General features: G+C 64.6%; 9 protein-coding genes. 5 read left to right on the forward strand and 4 right to left on the reverse strand.

Translation table 11 applies throughout. The features are described 5' to 3' along the window. The first annotated feature begins 20 nt into the window (after nt 1-20). Nucleotides 21-1,172 (forward strand): methionine ABC transporter ATP-binding protein, encoded by a 1,152-nt coding sequence (locus IVB27_RS24310; RefSeq protein WP_247445701.1) that lies wholly within the window; start codon nt 21-23, stop codon nt 1,170-1,172. Continuing rightward, nucleotides 1,162-1,827, forward strand: coding sequence for a methionine ABC transporter permease (locus IVB27_RS24315; protein ID WP_247445702.1), 666 nt, complete (start codon nt 1,162-1,164; stop codon nt 1,825-1,827). Before IVB27_RS24310 ends, IVB27_RS24315 begins: the two co-directional genes overlap by 11 nt. Nucleotides 1,828-1,905: 78 nt before the next feature. Here the strand turns inward: IVB27_RS24315 and IVB27_RS24320 are convergent, their stop codons facing one another. Continuing rightward, entirely contained in the window at nt 1,906-2,655 is a 750-nt protein-coding gene (locus tag IVB27_RS24320) for an SDR family NAD(P)-dependent oxidoreductase (protein ID WP_247445703.1), read from the reverse strand. Nucleotides 2,656-2,972: 317 nt separating this feature from the next. Here IVB27_RS24320 and IVB27_RS24325 point away from each other — a divergent pair, with 317 nt between their 5' ends. Continuing rightward, the gene (locus IVB27_RS24325) at nt 2,973-3,668 is read left to right on the forward strand and encodes a hypothetical protein (protein ID WP_247445704.1); all 696 of its coding nucleotides are present in this window, start codon (nt 2,973-2,975) and stop codon (nt 3,666-3,668) included. 188 nt (nt 3,669-3,856) lie between these two features. Here IVB27_RS24325 and IVB27_RS24330 read toward each other — a convergent pair whose 3' ends face one another. The 3 genes from IVB27_RS24330 to IVB27_RS24340 form a co-directional block, all read right to left on the reverse strand. Next, nucleotides 3,857-7,339 carry an AAA family ATPase gene (locus IVB27_RS24330; RefSeq protein WP_247445705.1) on the reverse strand — a complete coding sequence of 1,161 codons (3,483 nt, stop codon included), beginning with the start codon at nt 7,337-7,339 and terminating at the stop codon, nt 3,857-3,859. Beyond that, a complete protein-coding gene (locus IVB27_RS24335; protein WP_247445707.1) occupies nt 7,339-8,619 on the reverse strand; it encodes a metallophosphoesterase family protein in 1,281 nt (426 codons plus the stop codon). Before IVB27_RS24335 ends, IVB27_RS24330 begins: the two co-directional genes overlap by 1 nt. Before the next feature lie 124 nt (nt 8,620-8,743). Beyond that, complete coding sequence (locus IVB27_RS24340; RefSeq protein WP_247445709.1) at nt 8,744-9,940, reverse strand: M24 family metallopeptidase; 1,197 nt, start codon at nt 9,938-9,940, stop codon at nt 8,744-8,746. A 452-nt stretch (nt 9,941-10,392) separates the two neighbouring features. Between IVB27_RS24340 and IVB27_RS24345 the strand changes: the two genes are divergently transcribed. Next, on the forward strand, nt 10,393-11,412 hold the full coding sequence (locus IVB27_RS24345; protein WP_247445710.1) for a TRAP transporter substrate-binding protein: 1,020 nt from the start codon (nt 10,393-10,395) through the stop codon (nt 11,410-11,412). Nucleotides 11,413-11,427: 15 nt separating this feature from the next. Next, a complete protein-coding gene (locus IVB27_RS24350; protein WP_247445711.1) occupies nt 11,428-13,317 on the forward strand; it encodes a TRAP transporter large permease in 1,890 nt (629 codons plus the stop codon). The last annotated feature ends 22 nt before the right edge of the window (nt 13,318-13,339 follow it).

Raw genomic sequence — 13,339 nt, forward strand, 5'->3', positions numbered from 1 at the left:
TTGTGCATGAAGGCGCCTCCATGAACGCCCACCCATCGCTCGCGATCGGACGGCCGATCGAAAAGCTTGACGCGATCTCACGTGACGCGGTCTCACCTGCCGCGACTGCGCCTGACGCGATGGTCCGTCTCGAGGGCATCTCCAAGACCTATCCGGCCTATCGCGGCAAGCCCGGCGTCGATGCTCTGCAAAATATCGATTTCGCGATCCTACGCGGCTCGATCACAGGCGTCATCGGCCGCTCTGGCGCCGGCAAATCGAGCCTGGTCCGGCTCATCAACGGACTGGAGAGGCCGACCACCGGCCGCGTCGTCGTTGACGGCCGTGACATCTCGGTGCTTGCGGGCCGCGATTTGCGGCTGGCGCAGCGCTCGATCGGCATGATCTTCCAGCACTTCAATCTGCTGTCATCGCGCACCGCAGCCGCCAACATCGCGCTGCCGCTGGAGATCGCCGGCTGGGCCAAGGCCGACATCATCGCACGCGTGGCCGAGTTGCTTGCGCTGGTGGGCATCGCCGATAAGCACGACCGCTACCCGTCAGAACTCTCCGGCGGCCAGAAGCAGCGCGTCGGCATCGCGCGGGCCTTGGCAACGCGGCCGAGCGTGCTGCTCTCGGACGAGGCGACCTCGGCGCTCGATCCGCAGACCACGCGGGCGATCCTCGATCTGCTCGCCAACATCAATCGCGAGCTCGGGGTGACCATCGTGCTGATCACCCATGAAATGTCCGTGGTGCGTCAGCTCGCCAGGGACGTCGTGGTGCTCGACGCCGGCCACGTCGTCGAGAGCGGCCATGTCGCGGATATCTTCACCCATCCCAAACATCCGATCACGCAATCCTTCCTGGCTGAAGTCATCGGCGACAGCTTGCCGGTGTCGCTGGCGAGCCGGATCGTTTCGGAGCTGCCTGCGGGTGGACAGGCCGTGATCCGCATCCAGGTGCGTGGGGCAGGAGCCGGCGACACGCTGGTGGCGCGTCTCGCGCGCGAGCTCGGCCTCGACGTCTCGCTGCTGTCGGCCCGCATCGACGAGATCGGCGGCCAGCATGTGGGCTCGCTGACGTTGGGTATTCCGCTCGGCACTTCTTGCAGCGACGACGCGACGACGCGGACGCTGGCCTGGCTCTCACAATATCAATTCCCCGCGGAGCGTCTCGGCTATGTCGCCTGAACTCATCAACCTGATCATCCAGGCCACCGGCGAGAGCCTGTACATGGTCGGGCTCGCGGCGCTGATCGGCACCGTCATAGGCCTGCCGCTCGGCGTCTTTCTCGCGACCAGCCGGAAAGGGGAGCTGTTCGCGGCGCCCGTCGTCAATCGCGTGCTCGGCATCGTCGTCAATGCGACGCGGTCCACGCCCTTCATCATCCTGGTCGTGGCCATCATCCCGTTCACGCGCCTCGTTGCCGGCACCTCGATCGGATCGACGGCCGCGATCGTGCCGTTGACGATCGCATCGGCGCCGTTCATCGCGCGCCTGGTCGAGGCCGCGATCCGCGAGGTCGATGGCGGCCTCATTGAAACGGCGTCCTCGTTCGGGGCCTCGCCGATCCAGATCGTGCTCAAGGTGCTGATCCCCGAAGCGCTGCCGGGTCTTCTGCTGGCGCTGACGCTCGCGGTAGTCAGCCTGCTCGGCTATTCCGCCATGGTCGGCGCCGTCGGAGGTGGCGGGCTCGGCGATCTCGGCATCCGCTACGGCTATCAGCGCTTCATGCCGGAGATGATGCTGGCCGTCGTCGTGGTGCTGATCGCGCTGGTGCAGCTCGTCCAGAGCGCCGGCGATTATCTCGCGCGCCGGGTCAACCGCCGGCTGCGGCATCGCTGACATCGGTTGGGGGCGGCCCTCACATCGGGTATTTGATGTGGTTCTGAATATTGTTCTCCTTACCTGTCTTTGCTCAATTCAAACGTTGCTGACGCCGCCGTCGACGAGCATGTCGGAGCCTGTCATGAACGCGCTCTCGTCCGAGGCGAGGAAGACCGCCGCCGCCGCCAGCTCCTCGGGACGCCCGAGTCTCAGCATCGGAACGTAGTTGGCGTACATCTTGCGAATGGCGGCGGCCTCCTCGGGCGTCGACGCCTGGGAGTCCATGATGGGCGTGTCGACGGGGCCGGGGCTCAGCAGGTTCGCGCGGATGCCGCTGTCTTTGAACTCGGCCGCCCAGGTCCGCACATACGAACGCACCGCCGCCTTGGTGGCCGCATAGGTCGAGTGGTTCGCCAGGCCCATGGAGTGCATGGCCGAGGACACCAGGATGATCGATCCTCCGCCGCCCATCATCGGCAGCATCTTCTGCACCAGGAACAGAGGACCCTTGGCCATCAGGTTGAACGTGCGGTCGTAGTGCTCCTCCGTGATGTCGCGCAGCGGCACCTGCTCGGTGATGCCGGCATTGGACACGACCACGTCCACCTTGCCCTTCGTGCTTCGGACGATGTCCGCAACGCGGTCGAGATCCGGAAGGCTGGATGCGTCGGCCTGGATCGCGGTGACGTTGCCGCCGATGAGCTTCACCGCCATGTCGAGCGCTTCCCGGCGACGGCCGAAGATGAACGCGTGCGCGCCTTCCTTCACGAACCGCTGGGCGATGGCAAGCCCGATCCCGCTGTTGCCGCCGCTGATCACTGCGACCTTGCCTTCCAATCTCGACATGACACGTCCCTTGGCTTGCGTTCCCGGCTCGTCCGGAGAACCTCAACTAGATCGGTTCGTGTCAGCCGTTCAGTGCGGAACTACGCACAAGGGTGGTGCGTTTTTCGACCGGTCGGATTGTGGCTTTTCACCCAGGGCCAGGCGCGCAAGACCAAGCGCGCAAGCGCCGCGCCCGCATCCGCGTGCGCGAGACGGCTGCGATGCGCCTCGACTGGCAGCTCACGCCGGCGGAGTAGGGCGCAGCGCACCTCGCAGGATGAACCTTCCCGGCCGGCACCGGCACAAAGACTGGAGATCGCACCCAGCCGGAACTTGCAATGAGATCGCTCGCCTTGCTCTGCCTGCTCGCCTTGGCCACGCCCGCTTATGCGGCGACGCCCGAGCAGCATTATCTCGACCTGCACGATCGCTACATCGCAAAGTTCTCGAAGGCTCCGGAAAACGACGAGACCAGCAAGCAACACGATGCGGCGCTCAGGGAGCTGACAACTGTGCTGCGCAGCCTGGTGGGCCCCGTCGCGATCAAGGGACTGCCGGCCGACGGCAAGACGAACGCGGACACGCTCTTCAAGGGCGACTCCGGCTTCGGCCATCTCGACGGGCTCGGCTTCGCCTCCGAAGGCGACAGGATGCAGGCCGTATATGCCGAGCTGCCGATCACGAAGCCCGCGGGAGTGAGCGCGGCGGTCACCGTGCTGGGCGTACGTGGCAATGGCGACCTGAAGGGACCGCCGCATGAAATCGACGTGGTCGCGATTCAGGGCGAGAAGGTCTTCTTCATCGCTGCAAGCGATGCGGTGAAGACGGCTGAGATCCCGGCCTGCGAGAAAGTCTGGAAGCAGATGATGGCCAGGCTCATCGACAAGAAGGATCCGCGCGGCGACATCACCCGCGAAGACAATGCGATGACCGCGTACACGATGTGCTTCGCCAAAGCGGCGCCAAGCCAGAGCTGGTTCGCGGCGGCCGTCAAGAAAGCGCAGAGCCAGTTGGATCTGCTGCCGCTGCGATAACTACTGTACCGTTGCTCCGCTGGTTCATCCGCCCGATGGCTTCCGGGCTCGCGCCAAGGGACGTATCCCCGGAATGAAGGAGCGCGCGGCGTGACGGCTTGGATCGTCGAATTGCCCGCATTTCCAATAGCCTGATCTGTTCCTTTGAAGACGGTAGCAACGATGACGCCGTGAGAGCGGTTGAGGCTCTAAGAAGCGATGCGCATCTCCGATCGGAGATCGTGAACGACCGCGGCCGGCGCGACCGTCTTGGCGATCTCACAGAGATGGCGATGATGGGTAAAGTACACGACCTGACCTTGCGCAGCCATTTCGGCCAGCAGCCGGAAGGCTTCTTCGGCGCGGAAATCGTCGAACGTCTCCATGATGTCATCCGCGAGGAAGGGGGCCGGTGCATGCGCCCGGGTGAACTCGTAATAGCCCGCGACGCGCAGCGCCAGATAGAGCTGAAACCGAGTTCCTTTGGAGAGATCGGAAGCAATCTTCGAGCTTCCGTCCACGCCCTTCGCAATCAGAAGCTCGCTGCCGTTCAATGGCTGGGTTACCAGCTCGGGATACCGGCCGCGGCTGATGAGCGAGAAGGCCTCCGACGCACGGGCCATCATCGAACTGCGATGCCGGTCCCGATAAGCCTGCAATGCGCCGTCGGCTGCGGCGATTCCGAACTTGAGCCGGAGGTAGGTCCGCGCCTTGTCCTCGATCGACAACAGCACCGTTCGCCGTGTCGCATCAATGAGCGCGACGGCGGCGTCGCCGCCGACCGCGGAGATGCTGTCGTCGGCCTTTGTCTTTGCGGCAAACAGATCGCGGATTCGCTCGTCTTCGTTGCCGAAACGTGATCTCCTTTCGGTCAATTCTGCTTCAAGCTCTGTTCGGTCCAGCGTGTCGAGGATGGCCTCGGCTTCCTCGAAAGTCTCGAGCCCAATGGCTTTGAGCATCTCATCGTGCGCTTCTGTCAGGTGCGCCATGAGTTCGGACCGGCGTGCGACGCGACGCAGGCACGTGTCGACCTCCGTCAATGAGCCGACCTTGAAGACATCCATCATCCGCTTCGCCTGCGCTTGAACTTGCGCAAATTCCTCGGCAAGCTGGCGAGCTTCGTCGTGTTCGGCCAAGAGAGCCGCCTCGGCATCTTGCCGGCGCTCCAGAGTCTTCGTCGCATCGGCGACGCCGCTCACCACGGCCTGATACAGCCCGAGAACATCGGACGACTTTGCTGTCAGCCCCATCTTCGCGGCGAGGGTTTCGACCTCCGTCCGGAAGTGGATCTGGTCGCGCTCCATCTTCGCGATCCGATCGGTCAGCCCGGCCATTTTCTCCAGCTTGGGCCCCAGCTCGGCCAGCGCTTCCAGCGTCTCTCTCACGGTCGCGATGGTCGGCCGGCTCTCGTTCTCCCCCAACCAGCATGCGGCGCAGGCCTGCCGCCACGCGGAGCTCCATGCGGATTCAGCGGCCAGCACCTCTCCGCGTTTCGTCTCGCGTGACGTCAAGTCGCGTCGATGCTCATCGAGGGCCGCCCGCAGCGCCTTGGCGACGGCTTCGCGGTCGAGAGCGGCCTGGCCAGCAGCCAACAACGCCTGGATGTCCGCGTCGTCCGAAAAGGCGACGCTCGCTCTATGCAGTGCTGTCGCGAGCCGTTCCCGCGCGGTCTCGACGTCGGTGCGCGCCTGCCGCGATTCACGCTCCGCGCCCATCCAGCGCGTGCGGAGCTCAATGGCCCGCTCGCGCTTCTGAAGCCAAAGCTTCAGTCCTGCAAGACCGATGGTCTCATCGAGCCCCCCGCCGATCGCACGAGCGGATGCGGCGATGCCCGCGGCGAGCGCTTCCCGCTGCTGTGAACTCGCCTGAAGCAACCGTCCCGCATGTTCGCGCTGGCTCCGGACGTTGGCACAATCCAGCAGCGCCTGATTGAGCTCCGCCACGCTGCCGACGTGGCTCAGGCGCTGCTCCGAGATGAGATCGAGCTTCCGCATCTCGGTTTCGAAGGCCGTGGCCGTCGTCGCATCCAGCCTGTCCTTATGGGTGGCCCAGGCAGCTTCGCGTGCCGACCTGATTTCACCGACCTCCAGGTCGCTGATGGCGCCCGCGATGGAGGCGAGCGCCTCGCTCCTGCGCTGGAGTTGTAGCGCCTCCGCGTCGAGGCGATCGACGTCCTTCTGCTGGAGAGCGATTTTCTGGGAGAGCTTCGCGTCGGTCGACGTCCACGCCTCCAGTTGGTCCGGGCGGGCGACCTGGACTGTGAGAAGCGCGTCTCTGCCGCCTGTCCAAGGATGCAATCCGGCGAGCGCGTCGTCAAATTCCTCGGATCGCTCCTGGCAGGTTCGATCCGCTGCCCGCAGGCGCGGGACGTCGTCGCTCTGGCGAGCCGTGCCGACGGCAAGGCTCAGGGCGTGCACCGCCGATTCATCAAGCGCGCGGCGGTCGTCCCCGAGCCTGGCCTCGGCGACGGACAGCCCGTCACGCGCCTTTGCAAGCTCCGTCTCAGCCCCGATGATCGCAGCTTCGATACCGGATCGCGTCTCCATCAGATCGTGGAGCGGGCCAGTCGTTTCGGTCGACAGAATCAAGCGCTTTGGCGCCGGGTCCGAGTCCCTGTTGATGCGGGCCAGGATTCGCGACACCGTCTGCTCGGCGAGGCCCAAGGCCAGCTTGCGTTCAGGCAGGTCTTTTTCCGCCGTGACGAAGCGCGCGCGCTCGTCCATGAGACCCTGGATGCGGCCTTGAAGGCTACAAGCTGCCTCGTTGACGATCGATTCCACGATCGTACGCTCCAGTCGCGCAATCTCGTCGTCGCTCGCCTGCGCCTGCGTCTGCAACTTCGTCTGCCGGGTCATCAGGTCGGGAAGGTCGGTCGCCCACACCGATGGCGCGTCCGGCAGAGCCGCAAGGGGCTCAAGCTCCGCGCGGAGCCTGCGAACCGCTTGGAGCCGGGGCAGGGCGTGCAGGAGCCGCCCGATCTGGTCAATCCGGGACTGCGTGTGTCCGCGCTGGCGGACTGCTTCGTCGTAGGCCGCGGCCGCCTCGTCCCGGTCGGTGACGAGCCGGGAGAACTCCGAGGCGAGCGTGTCGATTTTGTCGCGCTCGTCCTTTAGGATGGCAAGCTCCTTCTTGAAGTCGGACAGCACGCCCGTGCGCTTGCCGGCCCGAAAGAAGCCGTCCGCTTCCTCTCGTACGGACGAGAGCCGGGCGCTCAGATCCGAGAGGCCCGCGGTCGCGGAGAAGAGGAGGGTGCCGAGATCGCCCTTGCTGGCGAGGATGTTCTCGCCGCCGGTCTCTAGCGTTTCATCGTCGAGGCAGAACATGGTCTGATAAGCGTTCCGGTCGAGTCCTCCCAGCTCGCCGAGCAGCACAGCTTCGGGTATGGGCCGGTCCGCCTCGTCGAGCAGGCTGTTTTGAGGCTTCTTGATCCGCGAGACGTTGCGCATCCCAGTGGAATGCTCGATCTCGGCCTCGATCCGCATGGTCGGGTATGGGTGCAGGAAGTTGAGCTTGCTCTGCGTGTGGATGCCGTAAAGGAGGTCCATGACGGCCGACATTACCGTCGATTTGCCGGCCTCATTGGGCCCGTACACGATGTGCATGTCCGGGCCAACTGCGAGGCGAGCGCCGAAGTCAAGCACCGTATCCGTGAATTTGCCGTAACGCCTCAGGCCGAGCTTTCGGATGCGCATTAGCGTGCTCTGTCCGGACCGCCCGCCGTCAGGCGCGCGAGGACCTCTTCCGAGCCCTCCTTAGACAATTGCCCGATGAGCAACGCGAGACCGGTCTCATCCGGAGCAAGGACGCGCCGGCATTCCGGAGGTAGCTGATCAAGCAGATTGTCGACAATGATTTGCGCTTCCGCGCGGAACGCCTCGGACGCGACAATCTCGTTGGTCATGGTCCGGCGAAGCACCTCGACGGGATCGGCGCTGTCGGCGGGATCGACGATGGCTGGTTTTCGACAATCGCTTTCGAGTTTCTCGATCCAGACATTGCCGATGGCTTCCGCGCGGCTCTCGACTTCGGCGTGGAGAACATCGGCGTCGCGTCGGATGGTCCAGGCCAGCGGCGTCGCGCCGGAGACGAACACGCGTGCGACGAGATGATCGGATTCCGAGCGATCGGAGGCTTCGCCGAGTGCGCTCTCGATGCGGGTGACGAGCTCGCGCCAATCCACGAGCCCGGATGCGTGGACGGCCACCCGTTCGAATTGGGCCATGCTGACGACGCGTTCGGCGAGCGACAACGACCCGTCGTCCAGGACGCTTACCAGCGTGACCGACTTTGATCCACTTTCCCCGACATCACGGCCTTGTGGTATGCCTGGCATCACAATAGCGCAGGCTCCCTCGGTCGTGGACCGCTTATGGATATGTCCGAGTGCCCAGTACTGGAAGCCGGAAGCGGCGAGATGGGCCGTGCTGCACGGCGCGTATACGTCGTGCCCCGGCGCACCGTCCAGGCTGGTGTGCATGAGCCCGATGTTGATCGCACCCTCAACAGGCGGCTTGTATTTGCCAAGCAGGCTTTCCGGGGCCTGTGGTTTCGCGAAGCTGAGCCCATGCACCAGGATCGGCCGCTCGCCACGATCCCGCAACATCTCGACGGTGTCGGCCCGTCCGCCAAAGACGGTCACGCTGTCCGGAAGCACGAGTTCCTTGGTGATCTTCGACAAGGCATCGTGATTTCCACGGATGATGAAGACCCGGACGCCGGCGGCATGCAAGCGGCGCAGCTGCTCGATCAGGAACCGCGCCGTCTTCATCGAGGTCTGATCGCCGTCGTAGAGGTCGCCGGCGAGTAGGAGCGCATCCACGCGTTCATCGAGACAGAGGTCGACGATCCGGACGAAGACCTGACGGCTAGCGTTGCCGATGAGCTCGGCGAGACCCGGATTTCGCAAAGCGAGAGAACGCAGCGGCGAGTCCAAGTGGATATCGGCTGCATGCACGAAACGGAAAGCCGACATGAACGCACCTCATCAGTCCATCGAATCAGCCGACCTTATAACATCCGGTCAGCTGCATCGTTGTGCCGACAGCGCGTTACCCGTTTTAGGTGTGAACGGAGTGTGGATATGACTCGGTCGGCGGCTAGCTCTTGCTGCCGCCGAGATTCCAGCCGCGGCCGCCTTCTCCAAAAATCTCGTAGCCCGTCGCCGTGACTGCAACCGTATCCTCAAGCTTGATAAACCCGCACTTAGGATGTTTCATCGTGGTCTCGATCGACACCACCATCCCTGTTTCGAGCGGCAGGCGGGCGTCGGGGTCGTCGTAGGGGATCGGGCCCTTGGCGGTCAGGCGAGGGGCCTCGTGGCTGACGAGGCCCATGCCGTGGGCCAAAAACTCCGTGCAGTCGCGCTGGCTGATCTGTGCAAGCTGCCGCTCGGCCGCGACGTAGATGTCGCCGCCCATGGCACCGGGCTGGACCGCGGCGAAGGCGGCGCGCTGGACCGCTTCGATCTCGGCCAGGCAGCCTTTCAACTCGGCATCGGGATCGCCGAGCACCGCCATGCGCGCGAGATCGCCGATATAGCCGTGATAATTGCCGCCGGAGTCCAGCGACAGCACCTCGCCTTGCTCCCAACGCTGCGCTGACGGCGCCCGGTTGTGGCTGTTGCCGCAGGCGAGCAGGCAGTATTCGAAGGTCAGCCCGCGATTGGCCTCGGCAATCCGCAATGCGTCCGACAATTGCTGCTTGGTGGTGCCCGGGCCGTGCCCGGCGATCACCTCCAGCATCGACGCGATGACGAGCTCGGACGCGGTCTTGAGTTTTGCGAGTTCCTCGGCAGACTTGACCGAGCGCAGCCGCTCCAGCACCAGCAGCGCGTCCTTGAGCTCGGCGCCGGGCAGGGCGTCCACAAGCGCCCGGCCCGCATCCATCGGCAAAAACGCCATCTCGACTCCGACCCGCTTCAAGGGCACGCCGGCGTCGCGGATGAGGCCAGCGGCCCGCGTGATCGCATCGATCGAGCCGTTGGACTCGGTCCGGACCTGTGCCACCCATGGCGGCGCAACGGCGCGCTGATGGGTCTCCAGCCTGTGCCCGACATAGACGGCGTGCTCCGGCGCGCCCTTGGGATAGACCAGGACCGGCAGATAACGACTGGTGCCGAGCGCATCCATGTAGTCGAAGAAGATCGCGCGCTCGGCACCCAGCAGGTACTGCACATTGTGCTTGGAGGTCGCGACCAGCACGTCGAGGCCGGCGGCCTCCATCAGACGGTCGAGCTTGGCGGCATCGAATGGAATGGCGCGCGAGCGGTCTGCGCGGGCGACGTTCTCCTGCATGACGAACCTCCCAATGTCTGGCGCGGCTTGTCTGGCTGCGTCCGGTGTCTTGCCTGTCTAGCCAGTCTGAGCCGGGAGCAGGGTTCTCGGTAGCCGTCGATTAAGCCGGGCTGATCTGCACACACCCATATCCGTAATTCGCATAAGGTATATTATGGAATATATTTATATACAATCAGATCAGTCAGTTAGCTAGAATTCCTCTCACTGCACCTTCGCTCCTCGTCTTTTCCGGCCCGGCCGTCGCATATCGTCCCAGCTTTCGACAGCTACTGTGCATGGGGTTGTTTTCGCAGTTTAGATTCCGGTCTATGCATCCGAAAGCCGATATTGCCGTGACGATGTCCGGCTGCAATAAGCGAGTCTTCGCGAGATCGCAGATGACCTTCTGACCCGACGTCCGTATGGTTTGCATCTCAGAACAACAACAAACCTTCCGAGGAAGCAGACCCATGAGCTTTTCCCGACGCACGCTTCTCAAGGCCTCCGCCGCGACCGCGGTCCTGGGCGGCATCGGTGCGCCCCATGTGGTCCGCGCCCAGAGCGCCGAGTTCACCTTCAAATACGCCAACAACCTGCCGGACACCCATCCGATGAACGTGCGCGCCAAGGAGATGGCGGCGGCGATCAAGGCCGAGACCAAGCGCAAGTTCGACCTGCAGATATTCCCGAACAACCAACTCGGGTCCGACACCGACATGCTGAGCCAGATCCGCTCCGGCGGCGTCGAGTTCTTCACGCTGTCGGGTCTGATCCTGTCGACCCTGGTGCCTGCGGCGTCCATCAACGGCATCGGCTTTGCGTTCCCGGACTACGACACGGTCTGGAAGGCCATGGACGGCGATCTCGGCGCCTTCGTCCGCGGCGAAATCAAGAAGTCCGGCCTCGAGGTCATGGACAAGATCTGGGACAACGGCTTCCGCCAGACCACGTCGTCAAGCAAGCCGATCACCGGTCCTGACGACCTCAAGGGCTTCAAGATCCGCGTGCCGGTATCGCCGCTGTGGACCTCGATGTTCAAGGCGTTCGATGCGGCGCCCGCCTCGATCAATTTCGCCGAGGTCTATTCCGCGCTCCAGACGCGGATCGTCGAGGGCCAGGAGAACCCGCTGGCGATCATCTCGACGGCCAAGCTCTACGAGGTGCAGAAATACTGCTCGCTGACCAACCACATGTGGGACGGCTTCTGGTTCCTGGCCAACCGCAAAGCCTGGAGCAGCTTGCCCGAGGATGTGCGCACCGTCGTCGCCAAGAACATCAATGCCGCAGCGGTCAAGGAACGCGAGGACACCGCCAAGCTCAATGCCAATCTCCAGCAGGAGCTCGCGGCCAAGGGCCTGACCTTCAACCAGCCCGCGGTCGCGCCGTTCCGCGACAAGCTGCGGTCCGCCGGCTTCTATGCCGAGTGGAAGGGCAAATATGGCGACCAGGCCTGGGACCTGCTGGAAAAGGCCGTCGGCAAGCTGTCGTAACGCGTTGGGGCCGTCATGGCTCATATCGAGGTCGGGGTGAGCGGCGTGGCGGGCGAGGCGACTTTTCAGTCCCCTCGCCGACCTTCGCTGCTGGCCTCGACGGAGCGCGCACTCGGCCTCCTCGTCGAAATCCCGGCGGCGATCCTGGTCGTCGCCGAGATCGCGATCCTGTTTGCCGGCGTGGTCGCGCGCTACGGCCTGCACCGGCCGCTGATCTGGTCCGACGAGCTCGCCTCGATCCTGTTCCTGTGGCTCGCGATGCTGGGCGCGGCGGTTGCGTTCCGCCGCTCCGAGCACATGCGCATGACGGCGATCGTCGCCAGCGCCAAGCCTGCGATGCGGGCCTGGCTCGATCTGGTGGCGACCTGCGCGGCGCTGGCCTTCCTGGCGCTGATCGTCTGGCCGTCCTCGGACTACGCCTACGAGGAAAGCTTCATCACCACGCCGGCGCTGCAGATATCCAATATGTGGCGCGCCGCGGCGCTGCCGGCCGGCATCTGCCTGATGACGGTGTTCGCGCTGTTGCGGCTGCTGCGCGCAGCCGATTACCGAATGGTGCTGACGGCCGCGATCTCCGTTGCTGTCGTTGTCGGCCTGTTCTGGCTGGCGCAGCCTTATCTACGGCCGCTCGGCAATCTCAACCTCGTCATCTTCTTCGTCGGCGTCGCCGGCTTCTGCGTCTTTGCCGGCGTTCCGATCGCGTTCGGATTCGGCCTCGCGATCTTCGGCTATCTGGCGTTGACCACGCGCACGCCGGTCATGGTGCTGGTCGGGCGGATGGACGAGGGCATGAGCCACCTCATCCTGCTCTCGGTGCCGCTGTTCGTATTTTTGGGACTCCTGATCGAAATGACAGGCATGGCACGGGCCATGGTGGCGTTCCTGGCGAGCCTGCTCGGGCATGTCCGCGGCGGACTGCATTACGTCCTTGTCGGCGCCATGTACCTGGTCTCCGGCATCTCCGGCGCCAAGGCCGCCGACATGGCGGCGGTCGCGCCCGTGCTGTTCCCGGAGATGAAGCAGCGCGGCGCCAAGCCGGGCGATCTCGTTGCGCTGCTCGCGGCCACCGGCGCGCAGACCGAGACCATTCCGCCTAGCCTCGTGCTGATCACGATCGGCTCGGTCACGGGCGTCTCGATCGCCGCGCTGTTCACCGGCGGCCTCCTGCCCGGTGTGGTGCTCGCGATCACGCTGTGCATGCTGGTGTGGTGGCGCTACCGCCACGAGGACATGAGCCATGTCCGCCGCGCCACGGGTGGCGAGATCGGCAAGACCTTCATCATCGCCCTGCCCGCGCTCGCGCTGCCCTTCGTGATCCGCTACGCCGTGGTCGAGGGCATCGCCACCGCCACCGAAGTCTCCACCATCGGCATCGTCTATGGCGCCCTGGTCGGCCTCCTCGTCTACCGCCGCTTCGACTGGCGGCGGCTGTTTCCGATGCTGGTCGAAACCGCGGCGCTGTCGGGCGCGATCCTGCTGATCATCGGCACTGCGACCGGCATGGCCTGGGGCCTGACCCAGTCCGGTTTCTCGCGCTCGCTGGCGTCGGCCATGACCGGATTGCCCGGCGGCGCCGGCACCTTCATCGCCGTCTCGATCCTGGCCTTCACCATCCTCGGCAGCGTGCTGGAGGGCATCCCGGCGATCGTGCTGTTCGGGCCGCTGCTGTTTCCGATCGCCCGTGCCGTCGGCGTGCACGAGGTGCACTATGCGATGGTGATCATTCTTGCCATGGGTATCGGGCTATTCGCCCCGCCGTTCGGCGTCGGCTATTATGCCGCCTGCGCTATCGGACGCGTTGATCCGGCCGAAGGCATCCGGCCGATCTGGGGCTATCTGCTGGCGCTGCTGGTGGGATTGATCGTCGTCGCTGTCTTTCCGTGGATCTCGATCGGATTCCTGTAAGCCGGCGCGTGAGGGAGGTGTC

Origin of the sequence: Bradyrhizobium sp. 197 (assembly GCF_023073375.1) — a bacterium.
Classification (GTDB): Bacteria; Pseudomonadota; Alphaproteobacteria; order Rhizobiales; family Xanthobacteraceae; genus Bradyrhizobium.